This is a genomic window from Mycobacterium sp. UM_Kg27, from assembly GCF_000972905.1.
GTDB lineage: Bacteria > Actinomycetota > Actinomycetes > Mycobacteriales > Mycobacteriaceae > Mycobacterium.
The window spans coordinates 14,593-39,023 of sequence record NZ_JRMM01000020.1 but is presented as its reverse complement, the minus strand read 5'-3'; the positions used below and the strand labels follow the sequence as shown (position 1 = coordinate 39,023).

Here is a 24,431-nt window from a genome sequence, read left to right as displayed (position 1 = left end):
AGATGTGTATAAGAGACAGCGTGTTCTCGGTGTTCGTGCAAGACGTCAACCCGGGCGCGTTCGCGGCGGGCATCACCCTGCTGACCGGGGTTCCCGAGCTGGTCATCTCCTGCGTCAAGGCGGCGCTGTTCGGGCTGATCGCCGGAATGGTCGCCTGCTACCGCGGTCTGACGATCTCCGGCGGCGGCGCCAAGGCCGTAGGCAACGCGGTGAACGAAACCGTGGTGTACGCGTTCATGTCGCTGTTCGTGGTCAATGTGGTGGTCACCGCGATCGGCATCAAGATGACGGCGCGCTGAGCCGTGGCGATTCGTGCGCTGGCCGCTGTCTATCCCGGTGTCACCCGGCAGCTCCGGCGACCGATCGCCGCGATGGGCCGCATCGGCGACCACACCCTGTTCTACGGCAAGGCGATCGCCACCACACCGTTCGCCTTCGCCCACTACCGCCGCGAGGTCATCCGGCTGATCGCCGAGATCAGCATGGGCACCGGCACGCTGGCGATGATCGGCGGCACCGTGGTGATCGTCGGTTTCCTGACCCTGGCGGCCGGCGGCACGCTGGCGGTGCAGGGCTACAGCTCGCTCGGCAACATCGGCATCGAGGCCCTGACCGGATTCCTGGCGGCATTCATCAACGTGCGCATCTCGGCGCCGGTGGTCGCCGGGATCGGCCTGGCCGCCACCTTCGGCGCCGGGGTCACGGCGCAACTGGGCGCCATGCGGATCAACGAGGAGATCGACGCGCTGGAATCGATGGCCATCCGGCCGATCGCCTACCTGGTCAGCACCCGTATCGTCGCCGGCCTGGTCGCGATCGTTCCGCTGTACGCCATCGCGGTGATCCTGTCATTTGTCGCCAGTCGCTTCACCACGGTGTTCTTGTTCGGGCAGTCGGCCGGCCTCTACGACCACTATTTCCGCACGTTCCTCAACCCCATCGACCTGCTGTGGTCATTTCTGCAGGCCTTCTTGATGGCGATCACCATTTTGTTGATCCATACCTACTTCGGTTATTTCGCCGCCGGTGGTCCGGCCGGAGTCGGCGTCGCGGTGGGCAACGCGGTGCGGACCTCGCTGATCGTCGTGGTCTCGGTGACGCTGTTGGTCTCACTGTCCGTTTACGGGGCCAGCGGCAACTTCAACCTGGCCGGGTAGCTACCGGTATCTCCGCACGTCGCGGTAGTGGTATTGGCATTCTCATTTTTTGCAAGTACCGTATCCAGCGATGAGCGACCCAGTGCAAACCTCCTCAGGGATCCCGCTGAAACCGGTGTACGGCCCGGACGACCGGCGCGAAGAACCGCCGGCGCCGGGGACGTATCCCTTCACCCGCGGAAACTTCGCGTCCGGCTACCGCGGACGGCTGTGGACCTTCCGCCAGTACTCCGGCTTCGGCACCGCCGAGGAGTCCAACCGGCGCTACCAATACCTGCTGAGCCAGGGCGGTACCGGACTGTCGGTGGCGCTGGACCTGCCGACGCAGTGCGGCTACGACTCTGACGACCCTGAGTTCGGCGAGGAGGTCGGCCGGGTCGGCGTCGCGGTCGACACCCTGGCCGATGCCGAGATCCTGTTCGACTCCATCCCGCTGGACAAGATCAGCACCAGCTTCACCATCAACGGCACCGCCGCCATCCTGCTGGCTTTCTACGTGGCGGCCGCCGAGCGGTCCGGGGTGCCACGAGCCAAGCTCACCGGCACCATCCAGAACGACATCCTCAAGGAGTACGCCTCCCGCGGCACCTGGATCTGGCCGCCCGAACCATCGCTGCGGCTGATCGCCGACACCATCGAGTTCTGCGCCGCCGAAGTGCCGCGATTCAACGCGATCTCGGTGGCCGGCGCGCACTTCCGCGACGCGGGCGCCAACGCCGTGCAGGAGATGGCGTTCACCCTCGCCGACGGCGTCACCTACTGCGACACCGTTGTGGAGCGCGGCCGGATGAGCATCGAGCAGTTCGCCCCGCAGGTGTCGTTCTTCTTCTACACCCACGGCGACTTCTTTGAAGAGATCGCCAAATACCGGGCCGGCCGGCGGCGGTGGGCCACGATCGTGCGGGAACGCTACGGCGCCGAGGCCGACAAGGCGTCGATGTTCCGCTTCGGCTGCGTGGCCGGCGGTGCATCGCTGTTCGCCCCGCAGGCCCAGAACAACCTGGTTCGGGTGGCCTACGAGTCGATGGCAGCAGTGCTCGGCGGGGTCCAGTCGATGTTCACCGCCGCCTGGGACGAGCCCTTTGCCCTGCCCAGCGAGGAGTCCGCCACGCTGGCGCTGCGCACCCAACAGATTTTGGCCTACGAGACCGGAGTGACCCGGGTGGCCGATCCGCTCGGCGGTTCCTACTTCATCGAGGCGCTTACCGACGCCACCGAAGAACGCATCATCGAGATCATGGCCGACTTGGAGAACCACGGCGGCATGGTCCGCGCCATCGAAGACGGCTACTTGCAGGGGCTGATCGCCGACGAGGCGTTCAAGATCCACCACGAGATCGAGTCGGGCGCTAGGCCGGTCGTGGGCGTCAACAAGTTCACCAGCGATGAGCCGGCACCGGAGATCGCCACCTACGAACTGGACGCCGAAGGCCGTGACGTCCAGCTCAAGCGGCTGGCGCGGGTCAAGGCCGAGCGCAACGCCGACGACGTCGCCACCACCCTCGCGGCGCTGTCGCGCGCCGCCGAGGGCGACGTCAACCTCATGCATCCCCTGATCGACTGCGCCAACGCTTACTGCACGGTGGGCGAGATGGTCTCGGCGCTGAAGAATGTCTGGGGCGAGTTCCAGCAACCGGTGGTGTATTGATGACTTCTCCGCATTCTTCCTCCGCAGCCGTCCCGGCCCGTGTCCTGGTCGCCAAGCCCGGTCTTGACGGTCATGATCGCGGGGCCAAGATCGTCGCCCGGACCCTGCGCGATGCCGGCTTCGAGGTCATCTACACCGGCATCCGGCAGCGCGTGGAGGACATCGTCGCCACCGCCCTGCAGGAGGACGTGGCGGTGGTGGGGCTGAGCATCCTGTCCGGTGCCCACGTCGCCTTGACCGGGCGCATCGTCGACGCGCTGCGTGCTGCCGACGGCGGGGACATCGCCGTCGTGGTCGGCGGCACCATCCCGCAGGGCGACGTACCCAAGCTGCTGGAAGCCGGTGCCGCAGCGGTCTTTCCCACCGGAACGCCTCTGGAAGATCTGGTGACCGGGGTGCGCGAGGTGGTCGAGAAGGCGGAGGCGCGCTAGCCATGCGACTTGGGGTGATGATCGGCGCCGAACGCGGCGACATGGCGCGCAAGGTCGCCAAGCTGATCTCCGACATCGAATGGGCCGACACCGCGGGCCTGGCCACCGCGTGGATGCCGCAGGTGCCCGACGATTTTGACCTGCTGACCATGGTGGCGCTGATGGCCGCGCACAGCACCCGGATCGAACTCGGCACCGCCGTGGTGCCCTTGCAAGCTCAGCACCCCATCGCTCTTGCCCGCCAAGCGCTTTCGGTGCACGCCATCTCCGGCGGCCGGCTGGCGCTGGGAGTGGGGCCGTCGCACCACTGGATCATCCGGGACATGCTCGGCCTGCCCTATGACAAGCCGGCCGCCTACACCAGGGACTACCTACAGGTGCTGAATGCGGCCCTTGCCGGCCCGGGACCGGTGGATGTAGAGAACGACCACTTCACCGTGCACAACCCGACAGCGCTGGGCGCCGACACCAAAATGCCGGTCCTGGTGGCCGCGCTCGGTCCGGTGATGTTGCAGATCGCCGGGGAGCACGCCGACGGCACGTCGTTGTGGATGGCCGACGAGAAAGCGATCGCCGAGCACATCGCCCCGAAGATCAACAAGGCCGCGGCCGATGCGGGCAAACCGCAACCGCGCATCGTGGCCGGGATCCCGGTCACCCTGTGCGCCAATTCCGAGATCGAGGCCGCCAAGCAGCGCGCCAACCGCATCCTGGCCGAGGCCGAGACCTCGCCGAACTATCAGCGGCTGCTGGACCGCGGTTCGGCCCGCGATGTCGGTGACCTGTGCGCGGCCGGCGATGAGGAGTCGATCCTGAAGCGGTTCAAGCAGTTCGCCGACGCCGGAGTCACCGATCTGTCGGTCCGGTTGCTGCCGATCGGCGACACCCGCGATGAGCTGATCGCCTCCAAGTACCGCACCCGCGAGGTGATCGCCGAACTCGCCAAGGCCGTATAGGTGGCCGGACCGCTTGCCGGAATCCGCATCCTCGAAGTGGGGGTGATGCTGGCCGGCCCGTACGCCACCATGCTGCTGGCCGACCTCGGTGCCGAGGTCATCAAGATCGAACCGCCGGGTGGGGAGATCTCCCGCCAGGTCGGCCCCAGTTACTTCGCCAGCCTCAACCGCAACAAATCCAGCATCCAGCTGGATTTGGCGTCGGAGGCCGGGCAGGCGAAGCTGGGCGAGCTGGTCGCCGAATCCCATGCGCTGCTGGTGAATATGAAACCGTCGGTAATCAAACGGCTCGGGCTCACCTACGACGCACTGTCACGGTTCAACTCGCGGATCGTCTGTGTCGCGCTGACCGGGTTCGGCCTCGACGGCGGCGACGAACCGGCCTTCGACTACGTGATCCAGGCGGCCACCGGGATCGCCGCGATGACCGGCGACCCCGACGCGCCGCCGACCCTGCCGGGCTACTCCTCGGCCGACAACTCCACCGGGCTGACGGCGGCACTGGGTCTGTTGGCCCAGATCGTTAGCGGCCGCGGCGGGCAGGTGGAGGTATCGCTGCTGGATGTGATGCTGTCGCAGCTCAACTACCGTGCGGCGGCCTACCTCAACGACGGAGTCGAACCCCAGCGTCACCCGCACGGCGCGCATTCGTATTACGTTCCCGCACAGCTCTTCCCGACCGCACAGGGATATCTGGCCCTGTTCGTCACCCATGACGGGTTCTGGAAGACATTTGCCGCAGAAGCTGGAATCGACGGCTTCGCCACGATGGCCGAGCGCGCGGCCTGCCGCGACGAGGTCCTCGCTGTCGTCACCGCAGCGCTGGCCGGCGACACCGCGGCCGGCTGGGAGGCGCGACTGCGTCCCCTGGGCATCCCGGCGGCAGCGGTGCGCACCCTGCCCGAAGCGCTGCGGGAGCATCCGGAAATGGTGGTCACGGCAGGCGATTTCCGGCTGGTGGGCAGCCCGATCCGGATCGCCGGATATGAACCGTCCTACTCACCGCCGCCGGGGTTGGCGGAGTAACCGCCCGCCGTCCGGCTCAGACCGTGACGATCGATGCCGACGCCGTGCCGGGTGCGCCGTAAACCTGGGCGAACCCCACCTTCGGGCCGCCCGGCACCTGACGGTCGCCGGCCTGGCCACGTAGTTGCAGCACCAGCTCGTGGATCTGGCGCAGGCCCGACGCGCCGATCGGTTCGCCGTTGGCGATCAGCCCGCCGTCGGTGTTGACCGGCAGTGACCCGCTGATCTCGGTCGCGCCGTCGGCCAGCAGCTTCTCCTGATCGCCGTCGGCGCAGAAGCCGCACTCGGCCATGTGGATGATCTCGGCCCCGGCGTCGGTGTCCTGCAACTGGACCACATCGACGTCTTCCGGTGTCACGCCGGCCTTCTCGAAGGCGGCGCGGGCGGCGTAGACCGTCGGCGCCACGTCCTCTTCGATCGGGGCGGAGGTGGCGTGCACCTCGTAGGCGCCGTAGCGGCGGGTGCGAATCTCGGTGGCCTGCAGGTAGACCGGCTTACCGCTGAAGCGGTGTGCGATGTCGGCGCGGCACATGACCACCGCGGCCGCGCCTTCGTCGGGTGCGCAGAACATGTACTGGGTGAGCGGGTAGTTCAGCACCGTCGAGTCGAGGATGGCGTCCTCGGACATCGGCTTGCGCCGAAACGCGTTGGGGTTCAGCGCGCCGTTGCGGAAGTTCTTGGCGGCGACCTTGGCCAGCGTGCGCGCCGAGATGCCGTGGTCGTGCAGGTAGCGGTTGGCTTTCATGCCGAAGAACTTGGTGGTGACGAACTGTCCGTTCTCGGCGTACCAGGCCGGCAGGGCCAGCTTGGCCGGGTCGTCGGTGAACGCCCCGCGGGGGTGCTTGTCCATGCCGATCGCGATGCCGATGTCGTACTTGCCGGACCGGATGTTGTCGGCGCAGACCTGGGTCGCGGTGGCCGCAGTGGCACAGGCGTTGAACACGTTGGTGAACGGGATGCCGGTCAGACCGACCAGCCGGGTCACCGCATCGGGATTGGAGATCTCATAGCTGCCGCCGACGCCGAACTGGATGTCTTTCCACTGCGCGCCGGCGTCGGCCAGGGCCAGGTGGATGGCCTCGGCGCCCATCTGCATCGCGGACTTGTCGAATCGGCCGAACGGGTGCAGCCCGACGCCGATGATCGCCACATCGTTGTTCGCTACCGTCATGTTCCAGGTCTCCTTAGACGGGCTGGAATGCCCAGGTGAGAATCTCGGTCCCGTCGTCGTCGACATAGAACGGCACCATGGTCAGTTCGACGTTCATGCCGAATTTCAGCTTGGCGGGATCGGATTCGGTCAGGCGGGCCTCGACCTGGACCACATCACCGAGTCGGACCAGCCCAACTCCGTAGGGAGTGAAGCCTTCGGCGGTCTCGCCGCCGGCGTAGGGCAGCTTCGGGACGAAGCCCTGAGTGGTCCAGGCCTCCAAGGTGCCTTGGCGGGGTAGCAACAGGTCCTGCATCTGGGGGCCGCTGCATCGCGGGCAGTGATCCTGGCGGGGCCACACCGTGGCTTGGCAATCCGCGCACTGGCTGCCGATCAGGGCCACGTTCTCGTCGGGCCAATTCGTGACGTCGGGAGCGAGGGCCTTACGCATCCGCGGCGGTCTTCCAGGCGGACACGCACAAAGTGGAAATCACATTCTCGATTAGAGCATACGCGCGTACTGCTAGGGAAGCCTGAACGGGCCATCCGGAGGGTGCGGCGGCGGTACCGGTTGCGCGAGGGTGCGCAGAATGTCAGTTTTTTGCGGCGTGTCGCGTGCAAACACGCACGCTCGCGGCAGAAATGGCGCTCGCGGCAGAAATGGCGGGGGCCTACTTGGCGAGGCCGTGGGCGCAGAAGTCCCAGACCTCGTCGGCGGTGATGGGGTGGGCCGCCGGGTCCTCGGATTCGGCACTGGACTGCGCCACGAACATGACGGTCTGCATGATCATCGCGGCCATCCGCCGGGCATTGACACCCTCGCGCAGTTCGCCGGCGGCGTCGGCCGCCTCCATCAGCTCGGTGAGCAGTGTCAACAGCGGCGTGAAGGCCACCCGCACTTCGGTGGGGTGGGAGACCAGCAGCCGCGGCGCGAAGTCGGTGAACAGCGGTCGCTTGGCCGAGGGGTCCGGTCGAGACAGCTCAAAGAGCAGCTCGATCGCCACTTTCAGCTGCTCCAGCGGCTTGCTCTGGCCCTCGGTGGCGGCCCGGATCTGGTCGGACGTGCGCACCAGGGCGTCTTCGAAAAGTGCCAGCAGCAGCTCGTGCTTGCCGTTGAATTGCAGATAGAAACTGCGCAGCGACTGCCGGGAGCGCTCGACGACCTCTTGGACGGTGAAGTCGGTGCTGCCCTTTTCGATGATGATGGCTTGGGCTGCGTCCAGGAAGCGCTGAACGCGCTGGGCGGCCCGCAACCGGGCGGTCTTGATCGACCGCTCGACCGCCCGCTGCTTCCAGACGGGCTCTTCTTCCGGGTTACTCACCAGCGGCTCCGATGGTTGCCTTTTTGGGAGAACACGAATGCACCCTACCGGAGAACAGGCCCGGATCGGCGTCGGCTGTCGCGGCGCTGCCATCCCGATGGGGAAGATGGTAACTTTCCTCTCATGAGAAGAGCATTCTCAACAGTTGTCGGCGCAACCTGAAGGACGCTCATGTACATCGACTACGAGGTCGCCGATCGGGTCGCGACGATCACCCTGAACCGGCCCGACGCCGCCAACGCCCAGAACACCGAGTTGCTCGACGAGCTCGACGCGGCCTGGACGCGCGCGGCCGACGATGATGACGTCGCCGTCATTGTGTTGCGGGCCAACGGCAAACACTTCTCGGCCGGCCACGACATCAAGGGCGGCGGTCCGGTGCCGGACAAGATCACCTTGGAGTTCATCTACAAACACGAGTGCAAGCGCTACCTGGAGTACACGCTGCGGTGGCGCAATGTGCCCAAGCCGTCGATCGCCGCAGTGCAGGGCCGCTGCATCTCCGGCGGGCTGATGCTGTGCTGGCCGTGCGATCTGATCGTCGCCGCCGACGACGCGCAATTCTCCGACCCGGTGGTGCTGATGGGCATCGGCGGCGTCGAATATCACGGGCACACCTGGGAATTGGGTCCACGCAAGGCCAAGGAGATGCTGTTCACCGGTCGGGCGATGACCGCGCAGGAAGCCGAACAGACCGGCATGGTCAACCGGGTGGTTCCGCGTGATCAGCTGGACGCCGAGACCCGCCAACTCGCCGAGCACATCGCCACCATGCCGTCTTTCGCGCTGCGCCAGGCCAAACGTGCGGTCAACCAGACCCTCGACGTGCAGGGCTTCCACTCGGCGATCCAGTCCGCGTTCGACATCCACGAAACCGGTCACGGCAACGCGCTGTCGGTATGCGGGTGGCCGATTCTGGTCAACCTCGACGAGATGAAGTCTCAGGTCAAATAGCCACTCGGCGGATCCAGCCCCGTGATTCGGTTCTCGGGGAATCTAACGATTGAGGCGAGCGACACCTCATGGCACCGTGGTACCCACAAGTACCGATCGGTGTGGAAGGTGTTGGAGTGGCCGAGAAGACGACCGAGCCGGTGCGGCTGCCGCCGGTAGCGCCGATCCCAAAGCCGCTGGCGGCCCTGCTGTTTATGACCGCTCGCAAGACTGCGATGCGGGCATTGGGAAAACGCTACGGTGGCGCCTTTTCGCTGCGGCTGCCGATCGTCGGACATGCGGTGGTGCTCAGCGATCCGGTGTTGGTCAAAAGCCTCTTCACCACCCACAGCGACCTGGTGGCTCGACCCGGCAATCTGGGGGCGGTCCTGGGGCCGGGCTCGACCTTCAGTCTGAACGGCACCCCGCATCTTCGGCGCCGAAAACTGCTGGTGCCGCCGTTCCACGGCAAACGGGTGACCGGATACGAATCCATCGTCGAAGAGGAGGCGCTGCGCGAGATCGCGACGTGGCCGCAAGACCGCGAGTTCGCCACCCAACCGTCGATGATGCGGATCACGCTCAACGTGATCCTGCGTGCCGTGTTCGGTGCTCAAGGAGCCGAGTTCGACGAATTGCGCGAGGTGCTGCCGACTTTGGTGGCGTTGGGGTCGCGGTTGGCGGTGCTGCCACCGCGAGCGCGACGCGACTTCGGCCGACTGAGCCCGGGCGGGCGCTACCACGACTATCGGCGACGCTACGACGCGTTGATCGCGAAATTGATCGAAACCGCGCGCAACGCGCCCGACTTCGCCGAACGAACCGACGTCCTGGCTTTGCTGTTGACGGCCCGCTATGACGACGGGCAGCCGATCAGTGACGTGCATATCGCCGATGAGCTGCTGACGTTGCTGGCCGCCGGTCACGAGACGACGGCGACTACGCTGGCATGGGCGGTGGAACGGCTCCGCCGTCACCCGGACGTCTTGAATCGATTGGTCGCCGAAGTCGATTCCGGCGGAGCGGACCTGCTGCAGGCGGTGGTCTGGGAAGTGCAGCGGACCCGCTCTGTTGTCGAGGGGACCGGGCGCATCACTCGTACGCGGATCAAATTGGGCCCGTGGGTCATTCCAGAGAACCACGCGGTGGTGGTGGCTTTCCGGTTGCTGCACTTCGCCGAGGACAACTTCGTCGACCCTGAGACCTTCGACCCGGATCGGTACGTCGGCAATCCTCCCGACACCGCACTGTGGGTCCCCTACGGCGGTGGGGTGAACCGTTGCGTGGGTGCCGCGTTCGCCAACATGGAGATGCTGGTGACGCTACGGACGCTCTTGCGCCACTACGACCTCGTTCCGACCGCGGCCAAGGGGGAGCGCCACCACTCCCGAGGTATCACGACCGCCGCAGGGCGCGGCGGCCTGGCGGTGGTGCACCGGCGCGACACCGGCGGCCCGGTGGTCGCCCGCCTCACCCCAGCTGGGAACGCAGCTGGCGTTTGAGCACCTTGCCGTAGCTGTTCTTGGGCAGCGCGTCGACGAACTCGTAGCGCTTGGGGCGCTTGAAGCGCGCGATGCGTTCCAGCAGATGACTGTCCAAGTCGGCAACGGAGACGTCGCCCACGATGAAGGCGACCACGATCTCGCCCCACTCGGCGTCGGGGGCACCCACCACCCCCGCCTCGATGACGCCGGGATGACTCAGCAGCGCCTCTTCGACTTCACGCGGGTAGATGTTGCTGCCACCGCTGATCACCACATCCTTCGAGCGGTCGCGCAGGGTGAGACAGCCGCGGGCATCGAACGAACCCTTGTCGCCGGTGAACAGCCAGCCGTCCCGGATGGCCTCGGCGGTGGCGTCGGGGTTGTTCCAGTAGCCGGCCATGACGACATCGCCGCGGCAGACGATCTCGCCGACTTCGCCGATGGATGCGCGGGTGCCGTCGTCGCGCAGCACCGCGACCTCGACCCCGGAGCGCGGCCAGCCGACTGAACCCAGGACCGCGTCGTCGCCCCGGTGATCGGCGCGCCCCAGGCCGGTGATCGTCATGGGCGCTTCGCCCTGGCCGTAGAGCTGGGCGAACACCGGCCCGAACGCGGACATCGCCCGCTTCAGATCCCCGAGATACATCGGACCGCCGCCGTAGACGATGCTGCGCAGGTTGGACGGCCGCCCGCGTCCGGTGGCCACCAGTCGGCCTACCATCGTCGGCGCCAAAAAGGCGGTGGCGCCCGGATGGTGATCGCACAGGGCGAGGAACTCCGCGGCGTCGAACGAACCCGATGCCGGCACCACCTGGCGCGCTCCGCGCAGCACATACGGCGCGATATAGAGACCCGATCCGTGCGACATCGGCGCGCCGTGGATCAGGCTGCAGTCGGCGTCGGGGTCATCCAGGTCGGACAGGTGCGCCAGCGTCATCGCCATCAGGTTGCGGTGGGTGAGCATGGCGCCCTTGGAGCGCCCGGTGGTGCCGCTGGTGTAGAACAGCCACGCCAGCCGGGACGGATCCGGGTTGACCGCATCGACCGCAGGGCAGCAAACCCGGTCCAGGTAGGTGCTGTCGCCGAGGGTCTCGACGGGTGCAGCAACGAGGTCGGCCAGCCCTGGCGCCAGTTTCGGGGACGCGAAGACCAGCGCCGCGCCGGCGTCGCCGATGATCTGCGCCATCTCCCGTGGGTGCAGTTTGTAATTGAGCGGCACCACAACACAGTCGGCCGCCCAAGTGGCGAACATCAGCTCGATGATCTCCGGCCGATTCTCGCTGGCGATCGCGATCCGGGCGCCGGCCCCCGCCACCCGCACCAGCGACGTGGCCAGCCGTCGCGCGCGATCGGCCAGCTCGCCCCAGGTGTGCAGGCGGCGCTCGCCGTGATACACCGCGCCCCGATCGCCGAACCGGGTCGCCGCCTGGTCCAGCACCGTGAACAGGTTCACGGTGTCACCCAGTCGGAGTCGAGGCCGAAGTCGGACAGATACTTGGTCGAGCTCCAACCTCCGTCGACGACGATGGTCTGGCCGTTGATGAAAGAGCCGGCTTCCGAGCACAAGAACGCTACGGTGCCCGCGATGTCGTCCACCCGGCCCAGCCGCGGAGCCGGCGTCATCTCGGTGTTGAGCTTGCGGAACCGGTTGTCGGTCAGGCGTTGTTCGACCATCGGGGTGACAGTGACGCCGGGTGCCACCGCGTTGCAGCGAATGCCCTGGGCGCCGTACTGGCAGGCGATGTGGGTGGTCAGCGCGGTCAGGCCGCCCTTGGCGGCCGAGTACGCCCCGCCGCGCAGTCCGCCCACCACGGCGAAGGTGGAGGTGATGTTGATGATCGCCGATCCCGGCTGCAGGTGCGGCAGCACGTCACGGGTAAGCCGGAACGGCGCCCGCAGCATGAGATCGAGGAACTGGTCCAGGGTCTGGTCGTCGGTCTCATGCAGCGGTTTGGGGCTGCCGATGCCGGCGTTGTTGATCAGGTAGTCCACTCGCCCCCACCGGGCCAGGGTGGCGTCGACGATCTGCTGTGGCGCCGTGTCGGCGGTCAGATCGACGGCCAGCGTGGCGATCCGGTCGGGATCTGTACCTGCGGCCCGCAGTGTCTCCGCCAAGCCGGCCAGGCGGCCCTCATCACGTCCGGTTGCCAGCACCGCCATCCCGGTCTCGGCAAGCTTTGTCGCGCAGCCCGACCCGATTCCGCTGCTGGCCCCGGTCACGATCGCTACCTGCATGATCTACTCACCTAACTTCTGTGCGGGACAGCTGCGCCCGGATCTGCTGCTTGACCACTTTGCCGGCGTCGTTGCGGGGCAATGCATCCCAGATCATCACCTGTTCAGGGGTTTTGAACAACGCGACGCCATGCTCGGCCAGCAGGGCGCGCAGCTCGGCGACACCCGGAGCGGTCTGGCCGGCCGGCACGATCACCGCGCAGGCACGCTCGCCGGTGCGGTCATCGGGGATACCGACCACGGCGACCTCCGCGATCTGCGGATGACCGATCAGGATGTCCTCCACCTCGCGCGCGGAGATGTTCTCGCCGTTGCGGATGATCACGTCCTTGAGTCGCCCGGTGACCAGCAGACAGTCCCCGTCGACCCACCGGCCGAGATCGCCGGTAGCGAAGTAGCCCTGGTCATCGAAGCAGCCGTGTTCGTCGTCGGGGCGCTGGTAGCCCAGCAGCATCTGCGGGCCGCGGACGTAGATCTCGCCTTCGCCCGGCGGAGCGCCGGGGTGCGGGGCCAGTTTGATGTCGGCGATCCCGGCCCGGCCGTCGGTCTCTGCGGCGTGGGCGAGGTCGCCTGGACCCAGCGATCCGACCGTGCTGACCGGAACTTCGCTGGACCCGTACACCCGGGTGACGACGGCGGTGCGAAAGTAGCCGGCCGCGTCGCGGATCAGCGATGCCGGGACCGACGCGCCGCCGCAGACGAAGAGCTTGAGATGCGGCAGGAACGTGCCGGCAGCGCGCGCGGCGGCCAGCAATTGGGCCAGAAACGGTGTCGCGCCTGCCACGTGGGTGCAGTGCTCGGCGAGCATGAGCGCTATCGCGGCATCGGGGTCCCAGGTGTCCATCAGCACGGCGGTGGTGCCCAGCAACAACGGGGCCTCGAACGTGTAGATCGATCCGCCGATGTGGGCGATGGGGGACGGGACCAGAAACCGGTCACCGGGTTCGACCAGCCAGTGCCGGCCCACCTGGCGGATCAGGGCGTTGATCGAATTATGACTGTGCAGAACGCCTTTGGGATGTCCGGTGGTACCGGAGGTGTACAGCAGCAACCGGACTGCATCGGCATCCACCGCCGGCAGCGCCACCGGTTGCCGGACGCCGTGCAGCAGGTCCCGGTAGTCGGTGTGACCAGTCGAGGACCCTCGCACCACCACCACTTCGGGTGCCTCGGGCAGCGACGCAGTCACCCGGGTCAGCATCTTTGCGTAGTCGTGGCCGCGGAACCGCTGGGGCGCGAACAGCATTCGGGTGCTCGAGTCGGTGAGGATAAAGGACAATTCCGCGTCGCGCAGCGACGGCAGGATCGGGTTGACCACCATCCCGGCCAGCGTCGCTGCCAGATACACCGCGGCAGCCTCATGCCAGTTCGGCAACATAAAGGACACCACACTGCCGGGACGGATCCGTTCCAGCATCGCCCCGGCCAGCATCGTCGCCTGGGTGTGCAGCTCCCGGCAGGTCAACCGGGTGTCGCCGTCGATCACCAGAACCCGGTCCGGAGTCTGCTCGGCCGCCTCGCGCAGAGTGTCGGCCAAGGTGGTCGAGACCCACAGGCCCGCAGCGTAAGCGTCGGCGGCCTGTTGGGCGGTGCGGCGGGGTGTCACGGGCTGCTCGGTCCGGGCACCCGGTGCAGCGTCATCGAGTAGCGATAGTCTTCGCCGGCGTGGGTGTTCACCGTCACCTGGGCGACCTCACCCTCGGAGGTGGTGTAGTTGCGCTGCATCTGCAGCCCGGCGGTCCCGGGTTCGACGGCCAGCGCAGTGCTGAGTTCGGGCGTGATGATCACCGCCCGGATGTGCTGGCGGACTTCGACGACGCTGACCCCGAACACATCCTCGATCAGCGGGAAGATCGGGCCGGAGTGGCGCTGCAGCAGCCGGCCGACTCCGGCGAACGCCCGGTTGATGTAGTACTCGGTTCGACAGATCGGCGCGGACTGTCCTTGGCTGCGCCGGTTGCCGCGCACGGCCAGCCATTCGGTGCCCACCGGCAGGCCGGTGCGGGCAGCGACATCCTCGTCGAGGGTGACCATGGCGTTGGAGTCGATCTCGAACCGTGCCCCGGCCGCGAACGCCACCAGGTCATCGATCGACACCACGTCTTGGGCGTAGCAGTTGGTCGCGGCGCGGGGGATCACCACGGTGCCCGCGCGGGGACGGGAGACGACGAGGTTGTCTTCCCGCAGTCGTCGCAACGCCTCACGGACCGTGTAGCGGCTGACGGTGAACCGTTCACAGAGTTCATGTTCGGTGGGCAGCTGCGATCCGATCGGATAGACGCCGTCGGCGATCTCCTTGCGCAGCGTCCGCGCGACCTTCAGGTAGCGGTGGTCGGTCACGGGACGACCGGGTGCAGTGCCAGCACGCTGCCGTCGCCGTCGGCCGAGACGAACAGGGTGCCGTCGCGGCCGCGCGCGATGCCGGCGAACGGGCCTTGGGGGCCGGAGAACGGCGGCATTCCGTTGAGCGGTTTGGGTGTCACGCCCGGTGCGGGCCCGATCGGTAACCCCTCGGCGATCAGCTGCCGTGCCCCGGTGTCGAGGTCGACGGCGAGCACCTGCCGGGTGCCGGCGTCCACGACATAGAGCGTGCGGTGCGCCAGCGCAATCCCTTGCGGCCGAACAAGTCCGTCGACCACCGGTTGGACATCTGAGCCGCTGATGCGTAGCACCCGGCCAGCGCCGGACTCGGCCACCAGGTAGGTCCCGTCGCCGGCGATCTCGATCCCGACCGGGCCGGCCAGGTCGCGAGCCAGCACGTCCACCGCACCGGCGCGCACCCCCAAAACCCGGCCGGTGCCGAACTCGGTGACCGCGATACCAGCGGGGCCCACCGCCACCCCGTAGAGCTGGTCGAAACCGTCGGCGAGCACCTCGCTGGACGAGCGCGCCGGCAGGTAGCGTGCGACCTGCCCGCCGGAGGTGGTGACGACGAATTCGCCGGGGCCGACGGCTGCCACGCCCCGCACGAACCCGGGATAGCCGGGGCTGAAGAGCATTCCGAGGGTTTCCAGGCGACCGCTCGCACCGATCGCGTAGAAGTAGGTGCCGTCGGCGACGTAGAGCCTGCCGGTACCGTCCACGGTGAGATCCAGCGGCCAGTTCAGGCCGCCGGGCAGCACCGTCGATATCTCGCCGGTGGCGCCGATCTCAGTGATCTCGCCGGTGAAGCTCGAGACGAACAACCGCCGGTCGACGAAGGTGCAGTTGTCCAGTCCGGGATGCAGCTGCGCCAGCACGGCGGACGTGCCGGTGCGCGGATCGATGCGCAGCACCTGCCCGCTGGCGGCTTGGGTGGACACGATGAAGCCGTCGGCGTCGAATTTCACTGAGTCCGGTACGCCCAGATCGCCCGCGACCCGTTGCGGGGCGGCGTCGGCGGCGAACGGATCGATGCGCCAGATCTCGTTGGCGGTCATCACCGGGAAGTACAGCAGGCCGTCAGGCCCCACCTCCATGGCGTTGGGCGACGGCAGGTTCTCGGCCAGGATGCGCCTGCCGCCGGTGGCCCGGTCGAGTTCCATCAGGCGGCCTTCCTCGCGGCATTCGCCGACGAACAGCCGGTCTTGGTGCACGGTGATGCCGTTGGCGCAGGGCAGGTCATCGCGCAGGACGCGGCTGCGCCCGGAGGCGTCGAGCGCGCTGACCCGGGCGTCCATCACCTCGGTGGCGTACAAGGTGCCGCCGGCATCGAAGGCGACGTCATCGGGGGCGACGACATCGCCGCCGCGCGCGCTCACCACCGCCAACTCGCCGGTGACCACGTCCAGTGCACTGATCTGACTGCCGGTCACCTGCGCGATATAGACCCGCCCGTCCGGTCCGGTTCGCAGCCCGTTGGCGCCGAACAACCGGCTGGGTTCGGTGAGCCGTTCCAGCCGCCAGCCCGGTGCTGCGCAGGCGGTGCCGACCAGCTCGCGAGGGCGTGGCAGAGAGGCGGTCATGTCTTCGGACGTTATCAAGCCCGGTTAGTCCAGACAATAGGCCGTAAAAGCACGACCACCCGGCCTTGACGCACGAATAACCGCTGCGGAATAGTGTTCTGCATTACGCAGAACGGAGTATTTTGTCCGAACAAATGACGGCGGGCGCCAACTGCGCCGGTGGGGACGCACCGGCGCACGGGCCGCTGAGCGGCGTGCGTGTGGTCGATCTGACGACCATGGTGATGGGTCCGTACTGCACCCAGATCATGGCCGACATGGGTGCCGACGTCGTCAAGGTCGAGCCCCCGGAAGGCGACGCCACCCGCTACATCTCGGCCGGTCCCGCACCCGACATGAGCGGAGTGTTCGTCAACGTCAACCGGGGCAAGCGCAGCGTCGTACTGGATCTGCGCAGCGCGGCCGGGCAGACCGCGATCACCGCACTGATCGGCCGGGCCGACGTGTTCATTCACTCCATGCGGGCCAAGGCGATGGCCAAGCTGGGCCTGGGCTACGCCGAGGTGGCCGCGCTCAACCCGGGGATCGTCTACACCAACTGCTATGGCTACGGCCGCCGCGGCCCGGCCGCCGACCGCCCGGCCTACGACGACACCATTCAGGCCGAATGTGGACTGCCCGCGGTACAAGAACAGCTCACCGGGCGAGCCGACTACGTCGGCACCATCATGGCAGACAAGATCGCCGGACTGACCGCCCTCTACGCCACGATGATGGCGCTGTTCCACCGGGAACGGACCGGACAAGGCCAGGAAGTCGAAGTCGCCATGTTCGAGACCATGGCCTCGTTCATGCTCGTCGAACACGCCAACGGTGCGATGTTCGACCCGCCGCTGGGTCCGGCCGTCTACCCGCGCACGGTGGCACCCAACCGGCGGCCCTATGCCACCAGCGACGGCCAGATCGCCGCGCTGATCTACAACGACAAGCACTGGAACGCCTTCATCGGTGCGGTGCAACCGCCGTGGTCCTCCGAGCAGTACGCCACCCTGGCGCAGCGGGCCCGACAGATCGACACCATCTACGGACTGGTGGCGCAGACCATGAAAGAGCGCACCACCGCCCAGTGGCTGGCGCTGTTCGAGGAGCTGGAAATCCCAGCGGCTCCGCTGAACTCGCCCGGCGCGCTGTTCGACGATGCGCACCTCAACGCGGTGGGGCTGTTCGAGACCGTGGACACCCCCCACGGCCCGGTCCGATTCCCCGGGGTGCCCACCTGGCTGTCGCGGACCCCCGGCCGGGTCGCCGGCGCGGCCCCGGAACTCGGCGCGCACACCGCGGCGGTGTTCGCCGAACTCGGACTCGAGCAGGGCGCCTCGTGACACTCGACTTCGAGATGGGGACACACGCGGGCGAGCTGCGGGTCCAGCTGCGCGACCTGATCGGACGTGAACTGCCCGAACGCTTCCCGGGTGCGTTCACCGACGACCCCGCAGATCTTGCTGCGGCACAACGATTCTGCCGGGTGCTGGCGGAGCAGGATCTGCTGTGTCTGTCCTGGCCGGAAGAATTCGGCGGGGCGGGCGCTTCGGTGTGGGAACAGACCATGGTGCGCGAGGAGATGTGGGCGCACCATGAGCCGCGCGGTGCGCAGTACATGGGCGTGAACTGGGTCGGGCCGATCATCATGCGGCACGGCACGCCCGAGCAGCAGCGCCGCCACCTGCCGCCGATCGCGGCCGGCGAGGTGATCTGGTGCCAGGGCTTCTCCGAACCCGAAGCCGGCTCGGATTTGGCCTCGCTACGCACCCATGCTCGCCGCGACGGCGACGGCTGGCTGATCAACGGTCAGAAGATCTGGACCTCGTACGCCACCATGGCGCAGTGGTGCTTCCTGTTGGTGCGCACCACCCGGGTCGGCGAAGGATCGGTCACCAAGAAGCAGCAGGGCCTGACGGTATTCCTGGTCCCGATGGACAACCCCGCCATCACCGTACGGGCGCTGGGCACCATGATGGGTCCGCACCATCTCAACGAAGTGTTCTTCGACGACCTGCGCGTCACCGATGCCGACGTACTCGGTGAACTCGACGCGGGATGGTCGATCGTGGCCGACGTGATGGCCTTCGAGCGCGTCGGAATCGCCCGCTACGCGCGCTGCGAACGGCTGCTCGCCGCGGCGCCGCATGTCCTCGGGCCGCGATGGGACGCCCTGCCCGGCGAGCTGATCGCGCGGTGGGTGCGCATGCTCACGCACTGCCGGCGGGCCCGGCTGATGGCCTACCGGGTGGTGTCGCTGCAGGCCAGCGGCCGCATAGCGCCCGGTGACGCGGCCGCCTACCGGATCGCGGTCACCCGGCTGGACCAGGAAAGCGCCGAGGTGCTGATGGAGATCGCCGCCGAGGCTCCCGACAGCCCGCCGGCACAGTGGTACCGCCAGGAGGTCGAAGACCACTGGCGCTACTCGCAGGCGGCCACCGTGTCCTCGGGCAGCATCGAGATGCAGCGCATCCTGCTGTCCCGCGCGTTGCTTGCGGCGGGGCGATGAATCTCGAACTCGGCTCGGACGCACAGGAATTCGGCCAGTCGGCACGCCGGGCCTTCGAAGCGGCAGGCGGCGACGACCTGGTGCTGCGCGCTGACGCCGACCCCGCCGTGCGCGAGCAACTGGTCGCGCCGATCCTGCGCGGGCTGGGCGCCTACGAGCTCAAGCCCCGCGACGACGCCGACGAACTCGAAGCCGCCGCCGCGCTGTGCCGGGCCGCCGGGTACTGGGCGCTGCCATACCCGGTGGCCGAATGCCTTTCCGCACCCGCCGATCTCGACGTCGACGGGCTGATCGTGGTCGCCGAGCATGCCCCCGCCGGCGGGGTGGCCGGACTGTCGAAGCGCTGGGCCACGGTCACGCTGGCCGGCCTGCGCAGCACCGTGGTGGGGCAGTCGGAGGCCCGCCCGGCCCTGGTGGCCGAACTGGTCCTGGCCGAGGTCGACACCTTCGGTGCGGCCGACCTCGCCCTAGCGCTGGCACTGCCCTGCTGGACGCTGTTGGGAATGCTGGACCGGGCAATGGATCTGACGATCGCCCACGTGCGGCTGCGTGAACAGTTCGGCCAGGCGCTGTCGACGTTTCAGGGCGTGCAGTTTCAGCTCACCGATGCCGAGGTGGAGCGCGCCGGGCTGGACATGCTGGCCAAATACGCGCTGTGGAGCATTGCGACCGGGCGTCCCGAAGCCACCGACGACGCGCTGGCGCTGCGATCGGCGGCGCTGGAAGCCGCCGAAGTGGTGTTCCGCGTCTGCCACCAACTGCACGGCGCCATCGGGTTCTGCGACGAGACCGCACTGTCGTGGCTGTCGCGCTACAGCCAGCCACTGCGCCGCCTGCCGTGGGGGCTGTCAGCCACCCGCGACCTGCTGGCCCGCCGCGCTCAACAGACCGGACTGACGGGACTCTACGCGTGAAATACGACCTGCCTGAAGAGATCACAGTGACCGGCGACGGACGGGTCCGCAACGTCACGATCAACCGGCCCGACGAGCTGAACAGCATCAACGCCAACCTGCACTGGGGCCTGGCCAACGTATGGCGTCAACTGGCCGCCGACAAGGCGGTCCGGGTCGTGGTGCTGACCGGCGCCGGGCGGGCGTTCTCCGCCGGCGGCGATCTCAACTGGATCACCACCTTCCTCGACGACGAAACCGCCCGCGACGAGAGCATCCGCGAAGGGGCGCAGATCGTCGAAGAGATGCTGCGGTTCCCGCTGCCGATCATCGCGGCCGTCAACGGCCCCGCCGTTGGACTGGGCTGCAGCGTGGCGGTGCTCTGCGACATCGTGTTGATCTCGCAGAAGGCCTATCTCGCTGATCCGCACGTGGCGGTCGGGTTGGTCGCCGGTGACGGGGGAGCCGCCCTGTGGCCGCTGATCACCCCGATCCTGCGATCCCGCGAGTACCTCTACACCGGCGACCGCATCGACGCCGCCACCGCCGTCGAGCTCGGACTGGCCAGCCGCACCGTGGCACCCGAAGAGCTGCTGCCGCAAGCACATCAGCTGGCCGACCGCCTGGCGGCCCAACCTCCTGAGGCGCTGCAGGGCACCAAGCGAGTGGTCAACATGTATCTGTCGCAGGTGCTGGCCGGGCCGCTGCAGGCCGGGTTCGCCGCCGAGGTTGCGACCATGAAGTCCGAGGAACACCGGCAGCGCTTGCTCGCCTTCGCAGAGCGGGCGAACCGGCGATGACAGCACCGCAGGAAACCGCCGATTTCCGCGCGCACGTTCGCCAGTGGTGCCGCGACAACATTCCCGCGGACTGGCGCCAAGCCCAGACCGGGGTGAGCGAACAGGAGTTCGTCGACTTCCAGCGCAGCTGGTTCGCCACCCTGCACAGCGCCGGGTTCGCGGTCCCGCACTGGCCCCGCGAGTGGGGCGGTGGCATGTCGGTGGCCGAGCAGGCCGTGCTGTATCAGGAACTCGCCGCCCACGACGCGCCCCGGCTGGTGCTGGCCTTCGTCGGCATCCACCACGCGGCCGCCACCCTGCTGGCCGCCGGAACACCGGAGCAGCGCAGCCGGCATCTGCCGGCGATCCTCGACGGCGAGATCTGGGTGCAGGGCTTCTCCGAACCGGGGGCCGGCTCGGATCTGGCATCGCTGCGTACCACCGCGCGCCGGGTGGGCGAGGGCTATGTGGTGAATGGCCAGAAGCTGTGGGCCAGCGGCGCCAGCCACGCCCAGTGGTGTCTACTGCTGGCCCGTACCGACCCGCACGCCCCCAAACGCAAAGGCATCTCGTATTTCCTGCTGGACATGGCGACCCCCGGCGTGCAGGTGCGGCCGATCCGCAACGCCGTCGGTGACCAGCATTTCTGCGAGATCTTCCTCGACGACGTGGTCATTCCGGCGGCCAACCTGATCGGGGCGGAGAACGCCGGCTGGCAGGTGGCGCAGGCGACCCTGGGCGCCGAGCGCGGCATGACCATGCTCGAGCTCGCCGAGCGACTGGGCTGCGCGGGATTTCGGTGGCTGGTGCAAGCCGCCCCCGCCGATGACCCGGTGGTGGCCGACCGGCTGGCGCAGCTGGAGACCGAGATCACCGGACTGCGCGGTATGTGCCGCCAACTGGTGCACGACGTCGAAGCCGGCACCGCCGGGCCGGCCGATGCCTCGATCGTGAAGCTGTTCTACAGCGAGGTGCTGCAGCGGCTCACCGATTTCGGCGCCGAGATCGGTGGGCTGCAAGCCCATACCGTGCTGGACAAGCCGCTGTCCAGCGGATGGGAATCGGGAACGTGGGTGCTGGACTTCATCGGCTCCTGGGAGTGGACCATTCCCGGCGGCTCCAGCGAGATCCAGCGCACCATCATCGGCGAACGAGGTCTCGGCCTGCCCAGAGAGCCGAGCATGCCGTGACCACAACCGATTTCGCCGAACTGCACCACGAGCTGCGTGCGGTCGCCGCCGACCTGCTGGGCCGTGACCGCGTGGTCGGCTGGTCCACCGTCGTCGACGCCGGCTGGGTGGGTTTGGAGGTTCCCGAACCCCTCGGCGGTGCGGGGGCGAGCTTCGCCGAAGCCGCGGTGATCTGCCAGGAACTGGGCCGCGCTGCTGCGGCATCGCACTATCTGGGTTCTGCGGTGCTGTCGGTGGGCATGCTGAACAGCCTGCAGGGCAGCGAGGTCCGTGATGCCCTGCTGGCCGACGTCGCCGCCGGACGGACCCGGCTTGCCGCGGTGATCGGGGGATCGTTCACCCTCGACGCCGACCGGCGGTTGACCGGCCGTGCCGACTTCGTGCCGGACGCCGACGGCGCCGACCGACTGCTGGTAGCGGCCTGCGATGCGTCCGGGGCTGATGTCGTGGTCGCCGTGGAAGGGCTGAGCGTCACCGAACAACCGGTGCTCGACGAAACCCGCCGCGTCGGAACCGTCGCCGCCGACGGAATCGAAGTGGCCGACGCGGCGGTGCTGCGGTTCGCCGGCAACCCGGCGGCCCTCGCGCAACGGGCGGCGGTCGCGGTGGCATGCGACAGCCTCGGTCTGGCCGAGGCCATGCTCGCCGCAACGGTGTCGTATGCGCAGACCCGGGAACAGTTCGGCCGGCCCATCGGCTCCTTCCAGGCGGTCAAACACGCCTGCGCAGACATGCTGGTGAAAGTCACGGTGGCCCGCAACCTTGTGCGCGACGCGGTTCACGCCGTGGCGACGGGCGGGTCCGACGGCGCAGACGTGGATGCCGCTGTCGCCATGGCGAAGTCCTACACCTGCGCGGCCGCCGTCGACGTGGTCGGCAAAGCACTGCAATTGCACGGCGGCATCGGCTACACGTGGGAGAGCGGCATCCACGTCTATCTCAAGCGCGCCACGTTCAACCGGTCGCTGTTCGGATCCCCGGCAGCGCACCGTCGTCATCTCGCTCAACGGTATTAACAAGTCAAGCAAGGAGTTTCGACTGTGGGTGTGCCCGTCTATCGCCGGATCCTGGAACTGTTCGAGGCCGAAGGCGTCAACACGCTGTTCGGCATCCCCGACCCCAACTTCGTGCACATGTTCGTCGAGGCCGAAAAGCGCGGTTGGTCGGTGGTGGCGCCGCACCACGAGGAGAGCGCCGGATTCATGGCCGAGGCCGCCTCGCGGATGACCGGCCGGCCGGGCCTGTGCATCGGCACCCTGGGGCCCGGGGTGGCCAACATCGCCGGCGCCATGATGTGTGCGCGAGTGGAGAACTCCCCGGTGGTGTTCCTCGGCGGCCAGCGTGCCCGCATCACCGAGCGCCGGGTGCGGCGCGGGCGGATCCAATTCGTGCGCCAGGAAGAACTTTTCACGCCGTCGGTGAAGTACAGCGCGTCGATCGAATACGCCGACCAGACCGACGAGATCGTGCACGAGGCGATCCGCCGCGCCATGTCGGGCACTCCCGGTCCGGCCTACATCGAATACCCGTCGCACGTCATCCTCGAAGAGCTCGACGTCGCCGACCCGCCCGAGCCGCACCGCTACCGGCTGGTGAATCAGCGGGCCGGCGCACCCGAGGTGGCGCAGGCCGCCGAGATCATCCGCAAGGCGTCCAGCCCCATCCTGCTGGTGGGCCACGGGGTATACACCTCGCGCAGTGCGGCCGCGGTCGCCGAGCTGGCCGAGCTGATGGCCTGCCCGGTAATCCAGACCTCCGGTGGTACCGCGTTCATCCCGGGCCTGGAGGACCGCACCTTCCCCTACGGCTTTTCCACGGCGGCCGTTGAGGCCGTCGCCGGCTCGGACGTCTGCGTGGCGCTGGGCACCGAGCTGGGCGAGCCGGTGCACTACGGCACCACCCGGCACTGGGCCGGCAAGAACGGCGAGCGCAAGTGGATCTACGTCGAACAGGACCCGCTGGCGATCGGGGTGAACCGGCCGGTGGACGTAGCCCTGGTGGGTGATCTGCGGGGCATCGTTCCGCAGTTGGTCGAGGAACTCAAAGGCAATCCCCGCGTTCCTTCCGCGGACCTGGACCGCTGGATCAAGCAGGACGCCGACCAGCTCGCCGAACTGGCCGAAACCGCACCGGCTGGTCGTTCCCCGGTACATCCGGCGCGCTTCGTGGTCGAGGCCACGCGGGCTTTCCCCGCCGACGGCATCATGGTGCGCGACGGCGGCGCCACGGTGATCTTCCAATGGACCTATTCGCAGGCCAAACCGCATGACGTGATGTGGAACCAGAACTTCGGGCACCTGGGCACCGGGCTGCCCTATGCCGTGGGCGCCTCGGTCGCTGAGGGCGGTAAGCGGCCGGTGATGCTGCTGACCAGCGACTCGGCGTTCCTGTTCCATATCGCCGAGCTGGAGACCGCGGCCCGGCTGGGCCTGCCGCTGGTCTGCGTCGTGGGCGTGGACCACCAATGGGGCCTGGAAGTCGGCGTCTACAAGCGGACCTTCGAGCAACCCTCGCCCCAGCCCGGCGTGCACTGGGGCAAGGACGTCCGGTTCGACAAGATCGCCGAGGGCATGGGTGCGCGCGGGGAGTTCGTCGACGACGAAGCGCAGATCGGGCCGGCCATCGAGCGTGCCTTCGCCGCCGGCGGAACCGCGGTGATCCACGTCTGCATCGACCCCAAAGCCAACTCCGAAGAGATGCCGAACTATGCCGAGTTCCGGACCTGGTACGCCGAAGGAACCCAGTAAGCGAGAATGTTATTCTCGTTTTCGGCTAACACCGTGCACACGCTGATG

General features: G+C 67.9%; 23 protein-coding genes. 15 read left to right on the top strand and 8 right to left on the bottom strand.

Translation table 11 applies throughout. The features are described 5' to 3' along the window. From LI94_RS05640 to LI94_RS05615, 6 genes are all read left to right on the top strand, one after another. Positions 1-299: ABC transporter permease (locus tag LI94_RS05640; RefSeq protein ID WP_046300566.1), on the top strand; the 299-nt coding region annotated here is incomplete at its 5' end. Positions 300-371: 72 nt separating this feature from the next. Then, positions 372-1,157, top strand: coding sequence for an ABC transporter permease (locus LI94_RS05635; protein ID WP_174549759.1), 786 nt, complete (start codon positions 372-374; stop codon positions 1,155-1,157). 70 nt (positions 1,158-1,227) lie between these two features. Then, positions 1,228-2,805, top strand: coding sequence for a methylmalonyl-CoA mutase family protein (locus tag LI94_RS05630; protein ID WP_046300565.1), 1,578 nt, complete (start codon positions 1,228-1,230; stop codon positions 2,803-2,805). Beyond that, entirely contained in the window at positions 2,805-3,236 is a 432-nt protein-coding gene (locus LI94_RS05625) for a cobalamin B12-binding domain-containing protein (RefSeq protein WP_024441027.1), read from the top strand. The genes LI94_RS05630 and LI94_RS05625 overlap by 1 nt, the downstream gene beginning before the upstream one ends. 2 nt (positions 3,237-3,238) lie before the next feature. Further along, the gene (locus tag LI94_RS05620; RefSeq protein WP_046300564.1) at positions 3,239-4,192 is read left to right on the top strand and encodes an LLM class F420-dependent oxidoreductase; all 954 of its coding nucleotides are present in this window, start codon (positions 3,239-3,241) and stop codon (positions 4,190-4,192) included. After that, positions 4,193-5,218, top strand: a complete 1,026-nt coding sequence (locus LI94_RS05615; RefSeq protein WP_024441029.1) for a CoA transferase — start codon at positions 4,193-4,195, stop codon at positions 5,216-5,218. 16 nt (positions 5,219-5,234) lie between these two features. Here the strand turns inward: LI94_RS05615 and LI94_RS05610 are convergent, their stop codons facing one another. The 3 genes from LI94_RS05610 to LI94_RS05600 form a co-directional block, all read right to left on the bottom strand. Then, a complete protein-coding gene (locus tag LI94_RS05610) occupies positions 5,235-6,389 on the bottom strand; it encodes a thiolase family protein (RefSeq protein ID WP_046300563.1) in 1,155 nt (384 codons plus the stop codon). A gap of 13 nt (positions 6,390-6,402) precedes the next feature. Continuing rightward, positions 6,403-6,819 (bottom strand): OB-fold domain-containing protein, encoded by a 417-nt coding sequence (locus LI94_RS05605; RefSeq protein ID WP_046300562.1) that lies wholly within the window; start codon positions 6,817-6,819, stop codon positions 6,403-6,405. A gap of 220 nt (positions 6,820-7,039) precedes the next feature. After that, entirely contained in the window at positions 7,040-7,690 is a 651-nt protein-coding gene (locus LI94_RS05600) for a TetR/AcrR family transcriptional regulator (RefSeq protein ID WP_239651157.1), read from the bottom strand. Positions 7,691-7,861: 171 nt separating this feature from the next. Here LI94_RS05600 and LI94_RS05595 point away from each other — a divergent pair, with 171 nt between their 5' ends. After that, positions 7,862-8,644: an enoyl-CoA hydratase gene (locus LI94_RS05595; protein ID WP_046300561.1), complete on the top strand. Its 783-nt coding sequence runs from the start codon at positions 7,862-7,864 to the stop codon at positions 8,642-8,644. A 116-nt stretch (positions 8,645-8,760) separates the two neighbouring features. After that, positions 8,761-10,125 carry a cytochrome P450 gene (locus tag LI94_RS05590; protein ID WP_046300560.1) on the top strand — a complete coding sequence of 455 codons (1,365 nt, stop codon included), beginning with the start codon at positions 8,761-8,763 and terminating at the stop codon, positions 10,123-10,125. On the opposite strand, the gene LI94_RS05585 is transcribed toward LI94_RS05590, so the two are convergent. From LI94_RS05585 to LI94_RS05565, 5 genes are read right to left on the bottom strand one after another with little or no spacing between them, the layout of a single operon-like run. Next, positions 10,094-11,560: an AMP-binding protein gene (locus LI94_RS05585; RefSeq protein WP_046300559.1), complete on the bottom strand. Its 1,467-nt coding sequence runs from the start codon at positions 11,558-11,560 to the stop codon at positions 10,094-10,096. The two genes, LI94_RS05590 and LI94_RS05585, sit on opposite strands and share 32 nt — an antisense overlap. Beyond that, positions 11,557-12,342, bottom strand: coding sequence for an SDR family oxidoreductase (locus LI94_RS05580; RefSeq protein ID WP_046300558.1), 786 nt, complete (start codon positions 12,340-12,342; stop codon positions 11,557-11,559). Before LI94_RS05580 ends, LI94_RS05585 begins: the two co-directional genes overlap by 4 nt. Before the next feature lie 7 nt (positions 12,343-12,349). Continuing rightward, positions 12,350-13,948 (bottom strand): AMP-binding protein, encoded by a 1,599-nt coding sequence (locus tag LI94_RS05575; protein WP_046300557.1) that lies wholly within the window; start codon positions 13,946-13,948, stop codon positions 12,350-12,352. Beyond that, positions 13,945-14,682: a GntR family transcriptional regulator gene (locus LI94_RS05570; RefSeq protein ID WP_024441038.1), complete on the bottom strand. Its 738-nt coding sequence runs from the start codon at positions 14,680-14,682 to the stop codon at positions 13,945-13,947. The genes LI94_RS05575 and LI94_RS05570 overlap by 4 nt, the downstream gene beginning before the upstream one ends. Next, positions 14,679-16,286 (bottom strand): SMP-30/gluconolactonase/LRE family protein, encoded by a 1,608-nt coding sequence (locus LI94_RS05565; RefSeq protein WP_046300556.1) that lies wholly within the window; start codon positions 16,284-16,286, stop codon positions 14,679-14,681. Before LI94_RS05565 ends, LI94_RS05570 begins: the two co-directional genes overlap by 4 nt. Positions 16,287-16,471: 185 nt before the next feature. Between LI94_RS05565 and LI94_RS05560 the strand changes: the two genes are divergently transcribed. The 7 genes from LI94_RS05560 to LI94_RS05530 are packed head-to-tail and all read left to right on the top strand — an operon-like array spanning position 16,472 to position 24,383. Then, positions 16,472-17,608, top strand: a complete 1,137-nt coding sequence (locus LI94_RS05560) for a CoA transferase (RefSeq protein WP_046300570.1) — start codon at positions 16,472-16,474, stop codon at positions 17,606-17,608. Next, positions 17,605-18,774: an acyl-CoA dehydrogenase family protein gene (locus LI94_RS05555; protein ID WP_046300555.1), complete on the top strand. Its 1,170-nt coding sequence runs from the start codon at positions 17,605-17,607 to the stop codon at positions 18,772-18,774. The genes LI94_RS05560 and LI94_RS05555 overlap by 4 nt, the downstream gene beginning before the upstream one ends. Beyond that, positions 18,771-19,688 (top strand): acyl-CoA dehydrogenase family protein, encoded by a 918-nt coding sequence (locus LI94_RS05550; protein WP_046300554.1) that lies wholly within the window; start codon positions 18,771-18,773, stop codon positions 19,686-19,688. Before LI94_RS05555 ends, LI94_RS05550 begins: the two co-directional genes overlap by 4 nt. Further along, entirely contained in the window at positions 19,685-20,467 is a 783-nt protein-coding gene (locus tag LI94_RS05545) for an enoyl-CoA hydratase/isomerase family protein (RefSeq protein WP_046300553.1), read from the top strand. Before LI94_RS05550 ends, LI94_RS05545 begins: the two co-directional genes overlap by 4 nt. Further along, positions 20,464-21,636, top strand: a complete 1,173-nt coding sequence (locus tag LI94_RS05540) for an acyl-CoA dehydrogenase family protein (RefSeq protein ID WP_024441044.1) — start codon at positions 20,464-20,466, stop codon at positions 21,634-21,636. Before LI94_RS05545 ends, LI94_RS05540 begins: the two co-directional genes overlap by 4 nt. Then, entirely contained in the window at positions 21,633-22,652 is a 1,020-nt protein-coding gene (locus LI94_RS05535) for an acyl-CoA dehydrogenase family protein (RefSeq protein ID WP_046300552.1), read from the top strand. The genes LI94_RS05540 and LI94_RS05535 overlap by 4 nt, the downstream gene beginning before the upstream one ends. Positions 22,653-22,676: 24 nt before the next feature. Beyond that, entirely contained in the window at positions 22,677-24,383 is a 1,707-nt protein-coding gene (locus LI94_RS05530) for a thiamine pyrophosphate-binding protein (RefSeq protein ID WP_024441046.1), read from the top strand. Positions 24,384-24,431: the final 48 nt, after the last annotated feature.